The organism is Ruegeria aquimaris, assembly GCF_025751555.1.
Taxonomy (GTDB): Bacteria; Pseudomonadota; Alphaproteobacteria; order Rhodobacterales; family Rhodobacteraceae; genus Ruegeria_B; species Ruegeria_B aquimaris.
Genome location: NZ_JAOWLB010000011.1, coordinates 29,813 through 49,495 on the forward strand (window position 1 = coordinate 29,813; position 19,683 = coordinate 49,495).

The following is a 19,683-nucleotide window of genomic DNA, read 5'->3' on the forward strand; positions in this document are numbered from 1 at the left end:
ACATCCAGGCCGCGTTAGACCTCGTTTGGGTAACCCGGAGCACCTCATGCGACATGAACTGGTGATATTCGATTGTGATGGGGTTCTGGTGGATAGCGAGCCGGCGTCGAACCGGATAATGGCGGAAAACCTGACGCGGCATGGGCTGCCGCTGACCGCGGAACAGTCGATGGAACTGTTCGTTGGCTGTTCCATGGCCGGGGTAAGGGAAAAGGCGATCAGCTTGGGTGCAGAGCTGCCACATGATTGGGTAGAGCAGGTCTATTCCGAGGAATACGCCTGTCTTCGAAAGGGTGTGCCGCTGGTGTCCGGTATCCCGGAACTGCTGAAAAGGTTGGATACCGCTGGCATCAGGTGTTGCGTGGCCTCCAACGGCAGCGAAGACAAGATGCTCATCACGCTGGGCCAAAACGGGTTGTGGGAGCGGTTCCATCCCAACGCCATGTTTTCAGCGCATGAACTTGGTTTTTCCAAGCCGGATCCGGGTCTGTTTCAGGCCGCTGCCAGACAATTTCAGGTGGAGGCAAGGGATTGCGTGGTGATCGAGGACAGCACCAGCGGTGTGACCGCCGCAATTCGGGCTGGAATGCGCTGCCTTGGCTATGCCGCCCACGACGACGGCGCGCGGCTGCGCGAACTCGGGGCCGAGGTGTTTCACGAAATGGCCGAGGTTCCGGCGCTGCTGGGACTCTGACCGGCCCGCGCGCGCACCCTTCCAGCGGCTTCGCGCCTTGTCTTTTCTCTTGCTACAAATATCCCGGGGGGTCCGGGGGCTGGCCCCCGGTTCCGCCCTGGTCAGGCGTAGGTCGGATGGAACTTGCCGCCCGGCGACAGGGTAAAGATCTCGACCCCGTTCGCCGTCACGCCCACCGAATGCTCGAACTGCGCCGACAGCGACTTGTCGCGAGTGACCGCAGTCCAGTCATCGGCCAACGTCTTGGTCTCGGGACGGCCCAGGTTCACCATCGGCTCGATGGTGAAGAACATGCCTTCCTCGAGCATCGCGCCGGTGCCGGGGCGGCCGTAATGCAGCACGTTGGGCGGCGCGTGAAACACCTGGCCCAGCCCGTGACCGCAGAAATCGCGTACCACCGACATGCGATGCGCTTCGACATAGGCCTGGATCGCATGGCCGATATCGCCAAAGGTGTTGCCGGGCTTGACCATCTCGATGCCCTTGAACAGGGCGTCATGGGTAACCTGGATCAGCCGTTCGGCCTTGCGCGGCAGCTTGCCCGCCACATACATCCGGCTGGTATCGCCGAACCAGCCATCGACGATCACGGTCACGTCGATGTTCAGGATGTCACCATCATTCAGCCGCTTGTCGCCGGGAATTCCGTGGCAAACCACATGGTTGACCGAGATGCAGCTGGCGTGCTGATAGCCCTTGTACCCGATGGTTGCCGATTTTGCACCTGCGGCCTCCACCATCTCGGTTATGAGGCGGTCGATCTCGCCCGTGGTCTGGCCGGGAAAGACATGTTCCGCGATATCGTCCAGGATGCGCGCCGCTACCGCGCCTGCGGCGTGCATGCCGGCAAAGTCCGCGGGTTCGTAGATGCGGATGCCATCCTTGGTCAGGCGGCCACGATGTTCTTTCATCGGTGCGGGGCTCCATTTGTTGCGCGCGGACCCTTGTTTACGCTGCTTGCGCAGAAAGTGCCAGAGGGCGCAGGGTCGCAATATGTCAAAGCATATCGGCGATTTCGACCCCTTCTGGTGAGATATGGGTGGTAAGGATCAGATTTTCCACACCCCGAGCATGGGCCGTATCGAAGGCGCGTGCATAGGTCGGGTCGATATCGGCGGCCAGTGCGAACCGGTCGCAATCGGTGCGCTGCACCAGATACAGCATGATCGCGCGGTGCCCTTGCTGTGCCATCATGGTCAGCTCTGCCAGATGCTTGGCGCCGCGCGCCGTGACGCTGTCGGGAAATTCGGCCAGGCCGGGCTTGCGCGAGAGGGTTACGCTTTTGACTTCGACATAAGCGTCGGGCAGGTCGGGGCCGGACAAGAGAAAGTCGATGCGGCTGTTTGTACCGTATTTGACCTCGGAATTGACCGTTTTGTACATGGCCAGAGCGGGCAATGTTCCGTTTTGTAACACCTCGCGCAGCGCGCGATTGGGCACAGAAGTGTCGACGCCGGTAAAATTCCCGTCCTCGTGATCGACCAGCCGCCAGCCGAATTTCAGCTTTTTCTTCGGGTCGTCGTTGGGCTCCAGCCAGATTTTCATACCCGGTTCGGCCAGGCCCAACATGGAGCCGGGATTGGCGCAATGGGCGGTCACTTCGCGCCCGTCCTCCAGCCGGCAATCGGCCAGAAAGCGTTTGTAGCGGCGGATCAGGCGGGCGGGGACAAGCGGGGTCGCAAACTGCATGACCCCTCGCATATCGCAGCCCCGCCCGGTTGCAAAGGGTCAGGCCACGCCCGCCATCACCCCGCCATCGACATCCCAGATCGCGCCGGTGACCCAGGCGGTATTGTCCGACAGCAGATGCTGAATGGTGGCTGCCACATCTGCCGGTCGGCCGACACGCCCAATGGGGTGAAAGCCGTCGAAGCCACCGGTCAGCGTTGCCTCGATCTGTTCCGGCTCGATGAAGGCGCCATAGATCGGCGTGATCACCACAGCCGGAGAGACCGCGTTCACCCGAATGCCATGCGGCGCCAGTTCCATCGCCAGATGCTGGGTCAACGCGTGCAGACCGGCCTTGGCCATGGAATAGGCCGAGGAAGGCGTGGCGCGCACGGCCTGTTTGGCCCACATCGAGCCAATGTTCACGATCGCGCCGCCGCCATGGGCCACCATGTTGCGCGCCACCGCCTGGGTCAGCAGAAATGTGGCCCGGTTCAGGCTCATGTAGCGGTCATAGTCGGCGGCCTCATGCTCCAGAAAGGGTTTCGGTGCAAAGACACCGGCGGCGTTGACCAGACCGTGAATATGACGGGTTTCGGTTTCGATGCGGGCGATCAATGCCTCGACAGCGGCGGTGTCGGTCAGATCGGTGCGGATGATATCCGCCAGCGCGCCAAGCTTGGCCTTGGCCGCGTCGAGCTTGGCCGCCGAGGATCCGACCAGCGTGACATGGCCGCCTTGGGCCACGATGCGGTGGGCGGTTTCCAGGCCCATGCCGCTGGTGCCGCCGATGATCAGGGTGGTTTTGTTGGTCATGAGATGATTCCCTATCTACTGATAGGTAGGTAAATTGACATTGGCACAGGCAATTGCAACCCCTATCTATAGGTAGGTAAAAATATTCCGATCACGAAAGCGCGAGCAGATGAGCCAACCCGACACGGTGACCCGCATTCTGGACAGTGCCGAGCGACTGGCGCGGCAGGGCGGCTATAACGCCTTCAGCTTTCGCCAGATCGCCGCCGAAATCGGCGTGAAGCCGGCCAGCATCCACTATCACTTTGCCACCAAGGAGGATCTGGGCGCCGCTCTGGCGGAACGCTATGCCGACAGGTTCCTCAAGGCGCTGGGCGACCCCGAGGAAGGCGACCCGCCGCAATTGCTGCTGCGCTATATCGACGCCTATCGCGCGGCGCTGGTCACGGACGAACTGATGTGTCTGTGCGGCATGTTCGGGGCCGAGATCGGGTCCTTACCGGAGGTGGTGGCGCGGCAGACGCGCGGGTTCTTTGAGCGCAATCTGGTATGGCTGGGCCGGGTTTTTGCCCGCGCGAACAGGGCCGAGCCCGACAACTGCGCCGCGCGGACCATCGCCACGCTCGAAGGTGGGATGATCCTGGCGCGTGCCATGGGGGACATGGCGCTGTTCGACAAAAGTGTTCGCGCACTGAGCGCGGAAATGCCGGTGGCGTGACGCTGCTCTCTTGCAGGCGGGCACAGGACCGATATTTTTGGATCAGACTTCAGGGAAGGGGCCCATCATGCCAAACCCAACTGCCGCCATGCTGGTCATCGGGGACGAGATCCTGTCGGGCCGCACCCGCGACGCCAACATGTACCATCTGGCCGGAGAACTGACCAAGCACGGGATCGACCTGAAAGAGGTGCGCGTCGTCAGCGACGACGCCCCCGCCATCGAGGCGTCGGTCAGGGCCCTGTCCGACGGGTTCGATCATGTTTTTACCAGCGGTGGCATCGGACCCACCCATGACGACATCACCGCCGATTGCATCGCGCGGGCCTTTGGCGACCATATCGACATCCGCGCCGATGCGCGCGCCCTGCTTGAAGCGCATTACCAGCGCACCGGGCTGGAGTTGAACGCCGCGCGCCTGCGCATGGCGCGCATCCCCGACAGCGCCACGCTGATCGACAACCCGGTCAGCACCGCGCCGGGGTTCACCATCCGCAACGTGCATGTGATGGCGGGTGTGCCCAGCGTGTTCCAGGCGATGGTCGCCAGTGTCCTGCCGACGCTGACCGGTGGCGAGCCGCTGTTGTCGCAGACCCTGCGCATCGACCGGGGAGAGGGTGATATTGCCGAAACGCTGACGCAACTGGCGGCGGACTATCCGGATCTGTCCATCGGCTGTTATCCGTTCCAGATCAACGGCGCGTTTGGCGCCAACGTGGTGGTGCGCGGCACCGATGGCGCCCGGGTCGATGCCGCGGTGACCCGGCTGGCGCGGGAGACCGCGCAATGACGCCCGACTGGTTCGCGGTGGTAGATGCCACCTGGCCCGCTGCGCGCAGTGAGACGCGCGGCAACCTGTTGCTCCGCGAGGGGCGCGGTGGCGGCAAGCGGGTCTCGGCCGCCTCGGCGCTGGGCCCGGTCAACGCAGGCGAGATCGACGCAGCCGAGGACGCGATGCGCGCCATGGGCCAGCAGCCGCTGTTCCAGTTGCGGCCGGGGGATGAGGCGCTGGATGCGGAGCTGGCGCGCCGGGGCTATGACGTTATCGACCCGGTCAATATCTATGCCATCGCCGCCGAGCAGCTGACCGATATCCCGATCCCGCGCGTGACCGTCTTTGCCCTGTGGGAACCGCTGGCCATCATGCGCGAGCTATGGGCCGAGGGTGGCATCGGCCCCGGACGGCTGGCAGTGATGGACCGGGTCACCGGGCCCAAGACCGGGTTGCTGATGCGGCATCGGGACAAGCCGGGTGGGGTGGCCTTTGTCGCGGTTCATGACGGTGTCGCCATGCTGCATGCGCTGGAGATTCCGCCGCACCAGCGTCGGCAGGGTCTGGGCCAATGGGCGATGCGCGGCGCGGCCTTTTGGGCGATGGACAACGGTGCGCATACGCTTAGCGTGGTCTGCACCAAGGCGAACGAGGGTGCCAACGCGCTCTACCGCTCTCTGGGCATGGAGATCGTTGGAGAGTATCACTATCGCCTTTTGGAGGAGAACGAGACCGCATGACCGACCAGACCCGCCCCACCGCGCTGGATCTGCCGATGGTGGACCCGCTGCCGCCCGAGACGCAGAAATACTTCGATATCTGTGTCGAGAAACTGGGCATGGTGCCCAATGTCCTCAAGGCGAACGCGTTCGACATTGCGAAGCTCAATGCCTTTACCGCGATGTATAACGATCTGATGCTGGCACCCAGCGGCCTGAGCAAGCTGGAGCGTGAGATGATCGCGGTTGTGGTTTCGTCGATCAACAAGTGTTTCTACTGCCTGGTCGCGCATGGCGCTGCCGTGCGGCAGTTGTCGGGTGATCCCAAGCTGGGCGAGATGCTGGTGATGAACTATCGCGTGGCGCCTCTGGATGCGCGGCAGCGGGCGATGCTGGATTTCGCCGCCAAGATGACCACCGCCAGTGCCGAGATCGAGGAAACGCATCGCCAAGCGCTGCGCGATGTCGGGTTCAGCGACCGCGACATCTGGGACATCGCCAATGTGGCCGGGTTCTTCAACATGTCGAACCGGGTGGCCAGCGCGACGGCGATGGTGCCCAACGACGAGTATCACGCGCAATTCCGATGATCCGCTGGCTCGCCCTCTGCGCGGCGCTTGCCGCGTTTCCGGCAACGGCGCAGGACTTTGGCCTGAGCCTGCCGCAGGGCAGCCGCCAGTTGACCGAGCGTATCCGCGTGCTCGATAGCTATGACCTGCCAACGGGGGTCTGGGCGAACGGTGTGCTGCCGGTTCAGGCGCTGGAGGGCCGGGTCGAGAAACGCAGCTGGCGGATCAGCGTCGGGTCGAAGACCACGCTTCAGATCCTGGCGCCGCTGCGCGACCAGATCCTTGAGGCGGGTTTCGATCTGCTGCTCGATTGCGCCGCGCAAACCTGTGGCGGCTTCGATTTCCGCTTTGCGACCGAGGTGATCCCCAGCCCAGACATGTATGTCGCGGTGCGGGACTATCGTTTTCTTTCGGCCATGCGGGGGGACGAGGCGCTGAGCCTGCTGGTCAGCCGCAACCCGCCTGACGCCTATGTACAGCTGATCCGGGTGTTGCCGACCGGAGCGTCGGAGGCCGAGGATGAAACCATCGCCGCGCCGGCACCGGCGCAAGGTCCGGCGCCGATAGACATGCTGGGGCGGCTTCAGACCCGGGGTCGGGTCATCCTGTCGGGTCTCGATTTCGGTACCGGGGCGGGTGCCCTGGGCGAAGGCCCGTTTGATGCGCTGGGCGAGTTGGCGCAGATTCTCGCTTCTGATACGGCCCTGCGCCTGACGCTGGTGGGGCATACCGACAATGTCGGCGGTCTGGATGCCAATATCGACCTCAGCCGCCGCCGGGCCGAGGCGGTGCGCGACCGGCTGGTCGAGCAATACGGCATCGCGCCCGACCGGCTTGAGGCGCAGGGAGCGGGGTATCTCGCGCCAATTGCAAGCAACCTCACCGCCGAGGGCCGCGATGCCAACCGCCGGGTCGAGGCTGTTCTGATGGCGCAGTAGGCTATTGGGCGATCAGCCGGGGCCAGAGCGCGGCATTGCGCCGGGCAAAGGCACCCAGATGGCCAATGTCGCGCAGCCCGTGTTCCTTTGGCCGCAACAGGTGCTGTCGCGCACTGTCGCCATAAAGGTCGGCCAGACGCCAGACACATTCGGGTGGGATCGTGTCATCATCCGCGCAGGCAAAGAGATCGACCTGCGCGCGCGAGCGGCCCCAATCGGGTATTGGCAGGCGGTGGCCTGTTTCGGGTAAGTAGGCGCCGGGCGTGGTGCACCAGCGCCGCCATTCCCAATAGACGCCGGGCGGCAGGTCGGTGCCAAAACCTATCGCACGGCCCGGCAGATAGCCCAAGGTCTTGACCAGCAGGGGTGCATGGCCAAACCAGAACAGCCGCGCCAGCGCCTGATAGGGCCAGGGGTGGTCCGAGTGATGCACCAGCCCGGAACAGACGCAGATCATGCGCGCGATGGACTCGATGCCCGGTTGCAGCGGGCCAAGCATCCCACCAACGGAATGGCCGATCACCCAGAGCGGCAGATCGGGAAACCGGCGCTGCATTTCGGCGTAGGCGGCGGGCATGTCAACGAGCGCCCAGTCGGACATGGTGGCGGTCGACGCCGCAAGCGGCCCGGTCAGCGAATGACCAAAATCGCGATAATCATAGGTCAGGCAGGCCATGCCCCGCTCGGCCACCAGCCAGGTGGCGAAATGCTGGTAATAGTCGCGCGGCACCCCGGTGGCGCTGTTGATCACCACCGCGACCCGGGGCGTGTGCGCAGGCAAATAGAGCCGCGCCGAAAGTTGCGCCGACCCGGCGGGAAATTGAAAATCCTCGACCCTGACAGATGACTGCATATCCAGCATTGCGACCTCCAGATGACCTAGACCGATTGGTCTATTTCTTGTGTCTGGACCAATCGGTCTAGAGCTGTCAATATCCCCCGCACATGACCCAACGTCCGCTTCCGACCAAAGATCGCCTGATCCGCACCGCCGCCCAGCTGTTCCAGCGCCGGGGGTATCACGGAGTCGGGTTGTCGGAATTGCTGGCCGAGGCCGAAGCGCCCAAGGGGTCGCTCTATCACCACTTTCCCAACGGCAAGTCCGATCTGGCGCTGGCGGCGGCAACCTGGGCCTCGGATCAGATGCTGCGGCTGATCGCGGCCTCATTCGAACCGGCCGACAGCTTTCATTCCGGGATGGAGGCTCTGTGCGGCAAGATCGCGAAACTGTTCGACAAATCGGGCCAGTGGAATGGCTGCCCGATCTCGTCTACCCTGTTCGAAGGGCCGGACAATGCGGCGTTCCGCGCCCATGCCCGCCACCTGTTCGAAGGCTGGATCACCGAAGGGGCGCATCACGCCAAGCGCTTTGGGCTGGGTGATCCGCAAAAGACCGCCGAGACCATGTTCATCCTTCTGCAAGGCGGCTGGATGCTGGCCCGCGCCCGGCAGTCCTCGGACGTTTTGCGCCGCCTGCCCGAGATGCTACCGCGCGCGGATTAGAGCCGGTTGGTGCTGAACGTGTCGCAGCTTGCGACCCGGCCACTATCAAAGCCGCGTTCGAACCAGGCCGCCCGCTGCGCCGAGGTGCCGTGGGTGAATGTATGCGGTTGCGGCACCCTGCCCGCCTGCCGTTGCAGGCGGTCGTCACCGATCATCCGGGCGGCGTTCAGCGCTTCCTCCAGATCGCCGCGTTCCATGAGGCCCCGGACCGAGCGCGCCCAGACCCCAGACAGGCAATCGGCCTGTAATTCCAGCCGCACGGTCAGGGCGTTGGCCTCGACCTGCGAGGATTGCCGCCGGGCCTGATCCACCTGGCCCAGAATACCCAGCTGATTCTGCACGTGATGCGCCACCTCATGGGCGATCACGTAAGCGGCGGCAAAATCGCCGCCCGCCTGCAAACGGCGCGCGAGCGTGGCAAAGAAATCGGTGTCGAGATAGGCCTTTTGGTCGGCGGGGCAGTAGAACGGCCCGGTCGCGCCCGAGGCGCCGCCACAGGGGCTGGATGTCACCTGAGAAAACAGCACCAGCGTCGGCGGGATGTAGTCGCGGCCAAGCTGCTCGCGGAACACGGTGCCCCAGACATCCTCGGTCGTGGTGAGAACACGCGAGACAAATTCGCCCGCCTGTCGCTCTTCGGCGGTCAGTTCCTTGGGGGCGCTCTGGCTCGGGCCCGGCTGTTCGGTCAGAAACGGGGTGACGTCGATGCCGGTAAAGGCGCCGATCACCAAGAGCAGCAGCACCCCGCCGATGCCCAGCCCGCGCCCGCCGATGGCCATGCCGCCGCGGCCGCGCCGCGCGCGGCGATCCTCGACATTCCTGCTGCCGCGCACACCTCTTAGCCGCATGACGATCACCCTTTGAAGCCTGATTATCCGATACGGGTATCCGCAACCGGTCGCAGGGGGAAAAATCCTGGGCCGGATACCGCAGCTTGACACCTGCACCGTACAAACGCTACCGCTGGCGTGATGGTTCCCGGGCCGTATTCGACTCGGGATGAAAAGGGAACACGGTGCGGCCTGCTGGCGACAGAGGACCAATACCGGGACTGCCCCCGCAACTGTAGGCGGAGAGCGAAGCCGAAATACCACTGGCCGCAAGGCCGGGAAGGTCGGCAACGCAGCGACCCGCGAGTCAGGAGACCTGCCATCGGCATTGTTACTCGAACCCGGGCGGGGTGTCCGGGAGGGACAGAAGCGCCGTAACCGGCCGTCTCTCCATCACCCCTGCCCCTTGCGCGGAGGGCGCTGATGATCTGGACGACCGAGACCCACCAGTTTGCTGTTACCCTGTGTCAGGTGACAGGCAAACCCTGCCCGGCCCTGTCGGCGCTGGCTTTGAACCTGGCCCGGGCCATGCAGAAGGCGGAACCGGTCACCGGGCAGGATTTCGAAATCGAAGGCGAATGCGCGCTGGCCGCCTGTGGCGAAGGGTGTCAGGCGCTCTATTCCGCCTCGCATAGCCGTATCCGCATCTTCTGCGGCACCGGTGAGGCGACTGATTTCGGCTGGTTCGACCGGTTGGCGGATGCGCTGATGGCGCCGGGCGGACAGATCATCGTCAAGGACAAGAGGCCGCTTCCCTGTGCCATGGCAGAGGCGCGGCGGATCTCCCCATCCCAGGTCAGAACCGGCGCTGCTTCGGACGAGGAACGCCGCGCTTTTAACTGACAGTGTGACCGGCTTTGGCCCAGGCCATCTGTTCGTCGGTTTCGACAGCACAGGGGCGGACGGCACGCAGGTGTTTCAGCGCAGCGTCCGGGTTTTCTCCGGTTTCGATCATCAGCCGCAGGGCCGCCATGCCCGAACGCCCGCAACCGCCCATGCAATGGATCAAGACACGCCCGCCGCCACGCAGGGCATGGCGGGCCGAGGCGCTGGCCGTGGCCCATTTCGCTTCGATCTCGCGGCTGGGGGTTCCGAAATCGTCCACCGGCAGGTGTACCCATCGGCAGGCGCGGCTCTGGACATCGGCGCCGAAGTTGCGCGCGCCATGCTGCATCATTTCGATCTCGGTGGTCATCGAGATGACCAGACCCGGTGCCCAGGACGCGATCAGGTCCAGATCGCCCGCATAATCGCCGGACCGGCCGGGCAATTGGCAGATCGCCAACGTGCCGCCGCCGACTTGCAGCGCATAAAGCACCAGCTGCGCCATCTGCGGTTTTCCCTCCCGTACACACCGCGCCGTGGGGCATGCCCAGTGCGCCCCGGCGGTAGAATGCCCCCGGACATGGTCGCATCGCAAGCCAAGATACCCAGGAGCGGAAAAACAGCCGCCGGGTGTGTCACTGGTTGTCGATGTGCAGCTCGATCTGGCCCGGGCTCATCCCTTGCACGCCGAGCAGATGCGCGATCGGGATACCGTTGATCAGGACAAGGGTTCCACCGTCATCCTCAAGCTCTTGCAGGCTGACCGGCGAGGTCCCGTCCGGCGCCGGGCGCAACAGGTCGGCGTTGCCTTGTACAGTCAGCGCATCCTGTCCGGCGATGAAATCTGTGATCGTGATCAGATCATAGCCATCCACAACGCCGTTATAGGTCTCGATCACCACCTGGTCGGCGCCATCGCCAGTGGTGACATGATCGCCCTGATCCACCACCAGAATGTCCTGGCCAACGCCGCCCCTGACGGTATCCGCCGTGCCTTGATCGCTGGCATCATCCACGGAAATGATGAAATCGTCGCCCTGCTGGCCATTGATCAGGTTGCGACCGAAATTGTCCGAAATCGCATCGTCGCCCGTGCCGCCCGCGATCGTGTCGTTGCCCTGTTCCAGATCGTCGCCGCGCACAAGCGTATCGCCGACGGGAATGGCATCGTCGGGTTCCGGAAAGCTCTGAACATCGTCGTCCCGGTGGATCACGCGCGTGTCGGTGCCATAGACATCGTCGCCCGATCCCAGGTTGACATTATCCGCACCGGCACCGGACAGAACGGTATCGTCGCCCTCGCCGGTCTCGATCCGGTTGTTGCCCTCCAGCAGCACAACCCCATCGTCGCCCGCGCGGGTATCCAGATTCTGGGTGCCGGAGACAAAGTCGATATCGCCCAGGATCTCGTCCGCCTCGGCCCGGGTTATCTCGCCTTCTGCGACCAGATCGTCGAGACCCACCGAGATGCCCGGGCGAAATTCTTGGTCAAAGACGAAATCGTCATCCTCCGTGGTGACCCGGGGGCCTGACGGGACTGCCTCTGAATCGTCATCATCGTCGTTCAGCATCAGCGCGGTGAGGCCGACCCCCAACCCGACCAGCGCGAGGATTCCCAGCATAATCAAATACCTTTATGGAATAACCCTGTTACCGCGAGTCGTAGAACTGCCGACAGAGTCGGTCAACGGGAACAAGAGGGAGATTGTTGCCGTGCCGGGTCCGATCCCTGCGCAGTCGGGAAACAATCACGCAAGCGGTGGACCTTCGCCGCGCTGCCCGGTACCGTCTGCGCATGTAGAATCCAGTCCCGATGAAAGCCGCCAATGTCCGACGCTTCCCCAACCCCCTATCAGGTGCTGGCCCGCAAGTACCGGCCCGAGACCTTTGCCGATCTGGTGGGGCAGGATGCGATGGTGCGGACGCTGAAAAACGCGTTTGCGGCCGACCGGATCGCGCAGGCCTTTATCATGACCGGCATCCGGGGCACCGGCAAGACGACCACCGCGCGGATCATCGCCAAGGGAATGAACTGTATCGGCCCGGACGGGAATGGCGGGCCGACCACCGAGCCTTGCGGCAAATGCGAGCATTGCGTGGCCATCATGGAAGGCCGCCATGTCGACGTGATGGAGATGGACGCCGCCAGCCGCACCGGCGTGAACGATATCCGCGAGATCATCGACAGTGTCCGCTATCGCGCCGCCAGCGCGCGCTACAAGATCTATATCATCGACGAGGTTCACATGCTGTCGACCAGCGCGTTCAACGCGCTGCTCAAGACGCTGGAGGAACCGCCCGCGCATGTGAAATTCATCTTTGCCACCACCGAGATCCGCAAGGTGCCGGTAACGGTGCTGAGCCGGTGTCAGCGGTTCGACCTGCGCCGGATCGAGCCCGAGGACATGATCGCGCTGATGCGCCGAATTGCCGATGCCGAGGGGGCGCAGATCGCCGAGGATGCGCTGGCGCTGATCGTGCGCGCGGCGGAAGGGTCAGCGCGGGATGCGACCTCTCTTCTGGATCAGGCGATCAGCCATGGCGCGGGCGAGACCAGCGCCGAACAGGTGCGCGCGATGCTGGGGCTGGCCGACCGGGGCAGGGTGCTGGACCTGATCGACATGATCCTGCGCGGTGATGCGGGCGCGGCGCTGACCGAGCTTGGCGCGCAATATGCGGAAGGTGCGGACCCGATGGCGGTGCTGCGCGACCTGGCCGAGATCACCCATTGGGTATCGGTGGTCAAGATCACGCCCGATGCCGCCGAAGACCCGACCGTATCGCCCGACGAGCGCGCGCGCGGCCAACAGATGGCGGATGCGCTGCCGATGCGGGTGCTGACCCGGATGTGGCAGATGCTGCTGAAGGCGCTGGAAGAGGTGGCCGCCGCCCCCAACGCGATGATGGCCGCCGAAATGGCGGTGATCCGGCTGACCCATGTAGCCGACCTGCCCAGCCCAGAAGAGCTGATCAAGCGGTTGCAGGATGCGCCGCCGCCCCCGAACCCCGGCGGAGGGGCGCGCGGCGGTCAGGGCGCCCCGGTCTCTAACGGGGTGAGCGCCAGCTATGCGCCCGCTCCGCGCGGTGGTGGCGGTGGGCCGGTGGCGGCGCTGGCGCAGGACGCGCAAACGGCATTGGCGCGGTTTCCCACGTTTGAACATGTGGTCGAGCTGATCCGCGCCAATCGCGACGGCAAGCTGTTGGCGGATATCGAAATGGATCTGCGGCTGGTCAGCTATCAGCCGGGGCGGATAGAGTTCGAGCCGACCGAGCGCGCGCCCGCCGATCTGGCGCAGCGGCTGGGCAGTGCCCTGCAACGCTGGACCGGCAATCGCTGGGCGGTGAGCGTGGTGGCGCAGGGCGGCGGCAAGACCATCGACGAGGTGCGCAACGCCGAGAAATACGCGCTGGAGGAAAAGGCGCGGGAACATCCGCTGGTGCAGGCGGTGCTGGCGCAGTTTCCCAAGGCGCGGATCACCCATATCGAGACCCCCGAACAACGCGCCGCCAAGGTGGTGACCGAGGCGCTGCCCGAGGTCGAGGATGAATGGGATCCGTTCGAGGACGGCTGAGCGCCGGTGACGCGCCTCAGGCGAATGCTTTTTGCATGGTGATCGAGGTGGGCCGGTCGTAGCCGGGATGCGCGGTCTCTCCGGTCTTTACAAATCCCAGCCGGGCAAAGGCGGCATGGTTTTCCACCAGTTCGACCCGTGTTTCCAGTTCCAGTACCGGCAAGCCCAGCGCGCGGGCGCGGGCCTCGGCCTGGGTGACCAGCCGACGCGCCAGACCCTGGCCGCGCATGGATGCATCCACCGCCAGCTTGCCGAGATAGAGCCGCCCGGGCTTGGCCGTCAGGAACATCACCGCCAATGGTGGGATTCCAAGCGCCCAGATTTCGTGCTGTGCAGCGTGATCCGCGACTGCCTTCTCGGTGAGCCGGTGCATTGACGAGGGCGGGTCGATCCGGCCGTCCATGAAAGCGAAACTGCCCCGGATCAGGGACAGGACCGCGCCAACCTGCGGGCTGTCCGGGGCGATCTGATAAGGGGCGAGCGTCACAGCGAGGCCTCCGGGCGGAAACCCTCGGGGATGCTGTCACGCCCCTCCAGTACCAGATCGGCCATCACCTGGGCCACCTTGGGCGCCATGCCGAAGCCGATCTTGAACCCGCCATTGGCGATGAACTGGCCGGGATAGAGCGGATGCCCCCCCAGCATCGGCGCGCGCGAGCGCGAGCGGGGGCGCACGCCCGCCCAGCGCTCGATCACCTCGGCGCCGTGCAAGAGCGGCACCGCCTGCATTGCGCGGTCCAGAACCGCGTCCAGTGCCGCATCGGTGCTGGTCGGGTCATCGTAGTCGCGTTCCGAGGTGGAGCCGATTGCCAGCGTGCCATCCGCATGCGGCACGATATGCACTGTGTCGGCAAAAAGCTGTGGCGCCTGCCGCCCTGCATCGAAACGCAACAGCGCCGCCTGCCCCTTGACCCCGGTGCCGATGGTGCGCCCGTGCGCGCGGTTCAACTCTTCCAGCCCGGCGATGCCGGTAGCGTGGATCACCTGCCCCCGGTCGGGGGCCTCGGCCTGTACCTCGACCCCGCGCACCGCCAGCGCGGCGACCAGCGCGGCACAGGCGCGGCGCGGGTGCATGCGGGCGCTGAGCGTATCCTGCACCACCAGCCCGGTGGGAGAGGGCGGGCACCAGCCGCCCATCTCGTCAACCGGGCAGACCCGCCATTCGGCCCGCCCCTGCCACAGGGTGCGGGCGCTTTCCGCCCGTTCCTGTGCCAAAGCCACGGCACGATCATCCGCCAGCGGCTGGATACGTCCGGTGCGGCCATAGCCGGGCGACACGCCGCCTGCGCCTTCGACCCCGGCCCAGAATCCTTCGGCCATCATCAGACTGTCGAACTGGAACGCCTTCTTGGCATTCCAGTTCTCCGGCACATGCGGGGCCAGCGCACCAACCAGCCCGCCCGAAGACCCGGCCCCCGGCCCGAACGGGTCAACCACCTGCACCCGCGCCCCGCGCAGGACGCAGGCCCATGCGATGGAAAGGCCGAATATCCCCGCGCCGCGTATCGTCACATCGGCCATTGCCATCGCCCGTCCCTTTCGCCAGTGTCGCGCCGATTTCGTAGGGGATATTCGCATGGTTGACCAGCAGGCGAAACTGAGCTGGACCGAGGACCGGGTGCCGGTGTCGGAGCAGTTCGACGACCCCTATTTCTCGCTTCAGAACGGGTTGGAGGAAACGCGGCATGTGTTTCTGGCAGGCAATGACCTGCCGACGCGGTTCGGCCCCGGTTTCCATATCGCCGAGCTGGGGTTCGGGACCGGCCTCAACATGCTGACCGTCTGGTCGGAATGGGAGCGCGCGGGGCGAACCGACCCGTTGCGCTTTACCAGTTTCGAGGCCTTTCCGATGGCGGTCGCGGATCAGGCCCGGGCGCTGGCGGTGTTTCCCGAACTCGCCCCCTGGGCCACGCGGTTTCTGGACACTTGGCGCGGGGGCAGCTGCGATCTGGGCACCCTGCGCCTGACGGTTATCGAAGGCGATGCGCGCCGGACGCTGCCCGGCTGGGACGGCGTTGCCGACGCCTGGTTTCTGGACGGGTTTTCCCCGGCGAAGAATCCGGAGCTCTGGGGGCAGGAATTGCTGACCCATGTCGCAAACCACACAGCGCCGGGGGGCACTGTTGCGACATACACGGCGGCAGGATTCGTTCGGCGCGGGCTGCAGGCGGCGGGTTTCACCGTGATCCGCAGCCCGGGATACGGGCGGAAACGTCACATGACAAAAGGTCTGAAGGCATGACAGCGGCAACGATGCGGGTACAACAGAACAACATTCCCGCAGGCATCGCGCTGATGCTGGCGGCGACGGTGGTGTTTGCGCTGCAAGACGGGATCTCGCGCCATCTGGCGTCGAGCTACAACACCTACATGGTGGTGATGATCCGCTATTGGTTTTTTGCCGCCTTTGTCATCGCCCTGGCGGCGCGGTCGCGCGGCGGTCTGCGGGCGGCGGTGCGGACGCAGCAGCCCGGAATGCAGATCTTTCGCGGCCTGCTGCTGGCCGGTGAAATCTGTGTCGCCGTCTTTGGCTTTACCGTTCTGGGCCTGATCGAGAGCATGGCGGTCTTTATCTGCTATCCGCTGTTGGTGGCGGCCCTGTCCGGGCCGGTTCTGGGCGAGAAGGTCGGCTGGCGGCGGTGGAGCGCCATCGGCGTCGGGCTGGTTGGCGTGCTGATCATCCTTCAGCCGGGCATGGGGGTGTTCAACCCCTGGGCCATCGTGCCGCTGATCTCGGCCTTCATGTTCGCGCTTTACGGCCTGCTGACCCGCTATGTGGCGCGGCAGGACAGTACCGCGACCAGTTTCTTCTGGACCGGTACGGTTGGTGCCGTCGCCATGACGGCCGTCGGCCTGTGGTTCTGGGAGCCGATGAGTGCCGCCGATTGGCGCTGGATGGCGGTTCTTTGCGTCACCGGTGCGCTGGGTCACTGGTTGCTGATCAAGTGCTATGAGATGGCCGAGGCCAGCGCGGTGCAGCCCTTTGCCTATTTCCACCTGATGTGGACCTCGATCCTGGGGATCACGATCTTTGGCGAGACCCTGCGCAGCGCCGTGATCATCGGCGCCACGCTGATCGTTGCCGCGGGCCTGTTCACCCTATGGCGCGAACGCGCGCAGCGTCGCGCCAGCAAGCTCGGCTGAGAACGGGATCGGCAGAGGCTCCTGCCCCAGCCGTGCCCGGTAGACCGGCAGGCTTTCGGTGACCCGCATGATGTAGTTGCGGGTTTCCTCAAACGGGATGTGCTCGATCCAGTCGACGATATCGGGGGTGCCGCTGCGCGGGTCGCCGAACCGCTCCATCCAGCTGATCGGGCGATTGGGGCCGGCGTTGTAACCCGCGGCCATCATCACCACGTTGCCGTCGAAGTCGCCCGCCAGCCCGGCCAGATAGTTCGCCCCCAGCTTGGCATTGTATTGCCAGTCCCGGATCAGGCTGTCGGTCGAGTGCCCGCCCAGAATGCCCAGACCATCGGCCACCAGCCGCGCGGTCGCGGGCATCACCTGCATCAGCCCGCGTGCGCCAGCGCCGCTGATCACCACCGGGTCAAATTCGCTTTCGCGGCGGGCGATGGACAGCACCATTTCCGGCGCCATGGGCAGTTTCAGGTCACCCACCGGATGCAGCGGGTAATAGGCCCCGGCCAGCACCACCCCCTCTTGCGCCTTGCGCTTGGCGATCATCAGCGCCAGATGCGGTTCGCCCATGTCCAGCGCCATATCGGCCAGTTGCGACGCCTGCTGCTGGTCCAGGCTTTCGGCCAGGTGGGTCAGGAAGCGTTCCGCCAGGTCCAGTTCCCCCGCGCGCAGCAACAGCAAACCGGCCTCCAGCACGCTGGACGTCATGAACGGCGCGTCGCGCCAGGGCGGGTTTTTCGGCGGTGTCTTGAGTGTCGGGTCAAACGGCCGCCCGATCCGTTCGGCGGCCAAGAGACCATAGAACGATGTCTGGTTCTCGGCCCCGAGGGCATAGGCGGCATGCGCCTTGTCCGCATCCCCAAGCGCCGCATAGGCGCGGCCCAGCCAATAGCCCGACCGCCCCTTGGAAATCGGTGAGTTCACCGCCGCATCGAATCGCTGGAAATGCGCCACGGCGGTAGCGGGATCGTTCAGCTTGGCCAGCGCGATATAGCCCGCGATCCATTCCAGCTCGGCATAGGTATAGCCCATCTCGGGGGTCATGAAATGCAGGGCCGCCACCTTGTAGGCCTGTTCATTTCGTTCCTGTCGCATCAAGAGCCGGGCAAGCCGGGCCCGCGCATTGCCCCATTTGTCGGGTTCGCCCAGCGCGGCGGCGCTGGTCGAACGTTCCAGCATCAGCTCGATGGCGCTGTCGTCCAGCTCCTTGCGGTCGCGCCAGACAAACCGGTCATGGGCCAGCCCCGGCGCATCAGCAAGGCTCGCCGGGACGGCGGCGATCAACCCATCCACCCCCGGCTCCATATCCTTGAGCGCGATGCGGGCCGCCGCCAGTTTGCGGTGATCCTCGTCCACCAGCGACAGCATCTGCCGGGCGCTGATGGTGTAGCCTTCCCACAGCATCCGGTCCAGCCGCGCCTCGTGATGCGGTTGCAGCAGCTTGCCGAAATTCTCGACGAAATCCTTTTGCAGCCCGGCCCCCATCGGCAGGGTGCGCCAGGCCTTGACCAGTTCCGCCTCGGCATCGCCGCGTTGCCCCTTGGCGATCAGTGCTGTGGCATAGTTCAACACGCCTTCGGCACTCTGCGGCGGCAGACCGGCGTAGAATTTCAGCACGCGGTCGGGGTCGGCATTGGTGAATTGCGGCTCGGACTGTCTGCGCAGATAATCCATGCCGGGCCAGTCCGCGCGCCTTTCGGCAAACACCAGCGCGTCGCCGTCGGTACCATAGCTGCGGCGCAGCCAATGCCAGACGATCAGGTCCCGTGACACCGAGCCACGCTCGCCCGCGATCTCCAGCGCCTCGGTCCAGTTTTCGTCACGCATCTCGCGCAGCGCCGCGCGCAGATTCGCCGCCGCATCCGCCCAAACCGGGGCCACAAACGCGAAACACCAGAAAATCATGGCCGCCAAGGCGGTCGGAAGACGGGTCATCCCTTGCATTTCCTGTCGAACCAAGGCTAGAGCCTTTCACGTTAAACCTTGCGCGGACGGGATCAAATCACATTCCCGCCCGTGTGAGGAACCGGCGGGCAATTGCCCGTTCGCCATGCAATCTAGGGAGCATTTTCCATGTTCAAAGGCTCGATGCCTGCACTCGTCACCCCGTTCCGCAACGGCGAGCTGGACCTGGACACGCTCAAACGTCTGGTCGAGTGGCAGATCGGCGAAGGATCGACCGGTCTGGTGCCTGTCGGAACCACCGGCGAAAGCCCGACGCTGACGCATGAGGAACACGAAACCGTCGTGGCCGAAGTGGTCAAGGCCGCCGCCGGTCGCGTGCCGGTGATCGCGGGCGCGGGGTCGAACAACACGGTCGAGGCGATCCGCTTTGTCCAGTTCGCGGAAAAGGTCGGCGCCGACGCGGCGCTGGTGGTGACGCCCTATTACAACAAGCCCACCGCACGCGGGCTGATCGCGCATTTCACCGCGCTGCACGATTGCGCCGATATCCCGATCGTCATCTACAATATCCCCGGTCGCTCGGTGATCGACATGAAACCCGCGACGATGGGGGCGCTGGCGAAACTGCCGCGTATTATCGGCGTCAAGGATGCCACTGGCGATCTGGCCCGGGTCAGCCAGCAGCGTGCCGCTTGTGGACCGGACTTCGTGCAGCTCTCGGGCGAGGATGCCACCGCACTGGGCTTCAACGCGCATGGCGGGGTGGGGTGTATCTCGGTCACCGCCAACGTCGCGCCGCGGCTTTGTGCCGAGTTCCAGCAGGCCACCCTTGCTGGTGACTATGCCAAGGCGCTCGCCTATCAGGACCGGCTGATGCCGCTGCACGAGGCGATCTTTATCGAGCCGGGTCTGGTCGGCGCCAAATATGCCCTGTCGAAACTGGGCCTGTGCAGCGAAGAGGTCCGCTCGCCCCTGACCGGTCTGGAAGACAGCACCAAGGCGGCGATCGACGCCGCGATGAAGCACGCCGGGCTGCTGTAACAGCCGGACAAAGAACCGGCGCCCTATCCCTGGGC

Annotated in this window: 22 protein-coding genes and 1 riboswitch; of the genes, 12 read left to right on the plus strand and 10 right to left on the minus strand. The window is 64.9% G+C overall.

The window, feature by feature from the left end; genetic code table 11:
• Window positions 1–46: 46 nt before the first annotated feature.
• Window positions 47–694: an HAD family hydrolase gene (locus tag OE747_RS14945; protein ID WP_263829372.1), complete on the plus strand. Its 648-nt coding sequence runs from the start codon at window positions 47–49 to the stop codon at window positions 692–694.
• A gap of 101 nt (window positions 695–795) precedes the next feature.
• Here the strand turns inward: OE747_RS14945 and map are convergent, their stop codons facing one another.
• The 3 genes from map to OE747_RS14960 form a co-directional block, all read right to left on the minus strand.
• Window positions 796–1,605, minus strand: a complete 810-nt coding sequence (gene map, locus OE747_RS14950; protein ID WP_263829373.1) for a type I methionyl aminopeptidase — start codon at window positions 1,603–1,605, stop codon at window positions 796–798.
• A gap of 85 nt (window positions 1,606–1,690) precedes the next feature.
• Window positions 1,691–2,383, minus strand: coding sequence for a DNA/RNA nuclease SfsA (gene sfsA, locus OE747_RS14955; RefSeq protein ID WP_263829374.1), 693 nt, complete (start codon window positions 2,381–2,383; stop codon window positions 1,691–1,693).
• A gap of 39 nt (window positions 2,384–2,422) precedes the next feature.
• Window positions 2,423–3,178: an SDR family NAD(P)-dependent oxidoreductase gene (locus OE747_RS14960; protein WP_263829375.1), complete on the minus strand. Its 756-nt coding sequence runs from the start codon at window positions 3,176–3,178 to the stop codon at window positions 2,423–2,425.
• A 109-nt stretch (window positions 3,179–3,287) separates the two neighbouring features.
• On the opposite strand from OE747_RS14960, the gene OE747_RS14965 reads away from it, so the two are divergent.
• The 5 genes from OE747_RS14965 (at window position 3,288) to OE747_RS14985 (ending at window position 6,834) form a co-directional block, all read left to right on the plus strand.
• Window positions 3,288–3,836: a TetR/AcrR family transcriptional regulator gene (locus tag OE747_RS14965; RefSeq protein WP_263829376.1), complete on the plus strand. Its 549-nt coding sequence runs from the start codon at window positions 3,288–3,290 to the stop codon at window positions 3,834–3,836.
• Between the two features lie 67 nt (window positions 3,837–3,903).
• The gene (locus tag OE747_RS14970; RefSeq protein WP_263829377.1) at window positions 3,904–4,626 is read left to right on the plus strand and encodes a competence/damage-inducible protein A; all 723 of its coding nucleotides are present in this window, start codon (window positions 3,904–3,906) and stop codon (window positions 4,624–4,626) included.
• The gene (locus OE747_RS14975; RefSeq protein ID WP_263829378.1) at window positions 4,623–5,348 is read left to right on the plus strand and encodes a GNAT family N-acetyltransferase; all 726 of its coding nucleotides are present in this window, start codon (window positions 4,623–4,625) and stop codon (window positions 5,346–5,348) included. Before OE747_RS14970 ends, OE747_RS14975 begins: the two co-directional genes overlap by 4 nt.
• The gene (locus OE747_RS14980) at window positions 5,345–5,917 is read left to right on the plus strand and encodes a peroxidase-related enzyme (protein ID WP_263829379.1); all 573 of its coding nucleotides are present in this window, start codon (window positions 5,345–5,347) and stop codon (window positions 5,915–5,917) included. The genes OE747_RS14975 and OE747_RS14980 overlap by 4 nt, the downstream gene beginning before the upstream one ends.
• Window positions 5,914–6,834, plus strand: coding sequence for an OmpA family protein (locus OE747_RS14985; protein WP_263829380.1), 921 nt, complete (start codon window positions 5,914–5,916; stop codon window positions 6,832–6,834). Before OE747_RS14980 ends, OE747_RS14985 begins: the two co-directional genes overlap by 4 nt.
• 1 nt (window position 6,835) lies before the next feature.
• On the opposite strand, the gene OE747_RS14990 is transcribed toward OE747_RS14985, so the two are convergent.
• Window positions 6,836–7,696, minus strand: coding sequence for an alpha/beta hydrolase family protein (locus OE747_RS14990; protein WP_263829381.1), 861 nt, complete (start codon window positions 7,694–7,696; stop codon window positions 6,836–6,838).
• Window positions 7,697–7,779: 83 nt separating this feature from the next.
• Here OE747_RS14990 and OE747_RS14995 point away from each other — a divergent pair, with 83 nt between their 5' ends.
• Window positions 7,780–8,337 (plus strand): TetR/AcrR family transcriptional regulator, encoded by a 558-nt coding sequence (locus OE747_RS14995; RefSeq protein ID WP_263829382.1) that lies wholly within the window; start codon window positions 7,780–7,782, stop codon window positions 8,335–8,337.
• Here OE747_RS14995 and ypfJ read toward each other — a convergent pair.
• The gene (gene ypfJ / locus OE747_RS15000; protein WP_263829383.1) at window positions 8,334–9,185 is read right to left on the minus strand and encodes a KPN_02809 family neutral zinc metallopeptidase; all 852 of its coding nucleotides are present in this window, start codon (window positions 9,183–9,185) and stop codon (window positions 8,334–8,336) included. The two genes, OE747_RS14995 and ypfJ, sit on opposite strands and share 4 nt — an antisense overlap.
• Before the next feature lie 107 nt (window positions 9,186–9,292).
• A riboswitch (cobalamin riboswitch) is annotated at window positions 9,293–9,505 on the plus strand.
• A gap of 85 nt (window positions 9,506–9,590) precedes the next feature.
• On the opposite strand from ypfJ, the gene OE747_RS15005 reads away from it, so the two are divergent.
• Window positions 9,591–10,010, plus strand: a complete 420-nt coding sequence (locus tag OE747_RS15005; RefSeq protein ID WP_263829384.1) for a hypothetical protein — start codon at window positions 9,591–9,593, stop codon at window positions 10,008–10,010.
• On the opposite strand, the gene OE747_RS15010 is transcribed toward OE747_RS15005, so the two are convergent.
• Window positions 10,003–10,497 (minus strand): protein-tyrosine phosphatase family protein, encoded by a 495-nt coding sequence (locus OE747_RS15010; RefSeq protein ID WP_263829385.1) that lies wholly within the window; start codon window positions 10,495–10,497, stop codon window positions 10,003–10,005. The two genes, OE747_RS15005 and OE747_RS15010, sit on opposite strands and share 8 nt — an antisense overlap.
• A 130-nt stretch (window positions 10,498–10,627) precedes the next feature.
• Window positions 10,628–11,614: a calcium-binding protein gene (locus OE747_RS15015; protein WP_263829386.1), complete on the minus strand. Its 987-nt coding sequence runs from the start codon at window positions 11,612–11,614 to the stop codon at window positions 10,628–10,630.
• A 204-nt stretch (window positions 11,615–11,818) separates the two neighbouring features.
• Between OE747_RS15015 and OE747_RS15020 the strand changes: the two genes are divergently transcribed.
• Complete coding sequence (locus OE747_RS15020) at window positions 11,819–13,564, plus strand: DNA polymerase III subunit gamma/tau (RefSeq protein ID WP_263829387.1); 1,746 nt, start codon at window positions 11,819–11,821, stop codon at window positions 13,562–13,564.
• A 16-nt stretch (window positions 13,565–13,580) separates the two neighbouring features.
• Here the strand turns inward: OE747_RS15020 and OE747_RS15025 are convergent, their stop codons facing one another.
• On the minus strand, window positions 13,581–14,051 hold the full coding sequence (locus OE747_RS15025) for a GNAT family N-acetyltransferase (protein WP_263829388.1): 471 nt from the start codon (window positions 14,049–14,051) through the stop codon (window positions 13,581–13,583).
• Window positions 14,048–15,091: an NAD(P)/FAD-dependent oxidoreductase gene (locus tag OE747_RS15030; protein ID WP_263829389.1), complete on the minus strand. Its 1,044-nt coding sequence runs from the start codon at window positions 15,089–15,091 to the stop codon at window positions 14,048–14,050. Before OE747_RS15030 ends, OE747_RS15025 begins: the two co-directional genes overlap by 4 nt.
• A 49-nt stretch (window positions 15,092–15,140) precedes the next feature.
• Between OE747_RS15030 and mnmD the strand changes: the two genes are divergently transcribed.
• Both mnmD and OE747_RS15040 read left to right on the plus strand, forming a co-directional pair.
• On the plus strand, window positions 15,141–15,806 hold the full coding sequence (gene mnmD / locus OE747_RS15035; RefSeq protein WP_263829390.1) for a tRNA (5-methylaminomethyl-2-thiouridine)(34)-methyltransferase MnmD: 666 nt from the start codon (window positions 15,141–15,143) through the stop codon (window positions 15,804–15,806).
• Window positions 15,803–16,708, plus strand: a complete 906-nt coding sequence (locus OE747_RS15040; RefSeq protein ID WP_263829391.1) for a DMT family transporter — start codon at window positions 15,803–15,805, stop codon at window positions 16,706–16,708. The genes mnmD and OE747_RS15040 overlap by 4 nt, the downstream gene beginning before the upstream one ends.
• Here OE747_RS15040 and OE747_RS15045 read toward each other — a convergent pair.
• Complete coding sequence (locus OE747_RS15045; protein ID WP_404818324.1) at window positions 16,664–18,646, minus strand: lytic transglycosylase domain-containing protein; 1,983 nt, start codon at window positions 18,644–18,646, stop codon at window positions 16,664–16,666. The genes OE747_RS15040 and OE747_RS15045 overlap by 45 nt on opposite strands.
• 129 nt (window positions 18,647–18,775) lie before the next feature.
• Here OE747_RS15045 and dapA point away from each other — a divergent pair, with 129 nt between their 5' ends.
• Complete coding sequence (gene dapA / locus OE747_RS15050; RefSeq protein WP_263829393.1) at window positions 18,776–19,648, plus strand: 4-hydroxy-tetrahydrodipicolinate synthase; 873 nt, start codon at window positions 18,776–18,778, stop codon at window positions 19,646–19,648.
• Window positions 19,649–19,683 lie beyond the last annotated feature (35 nt).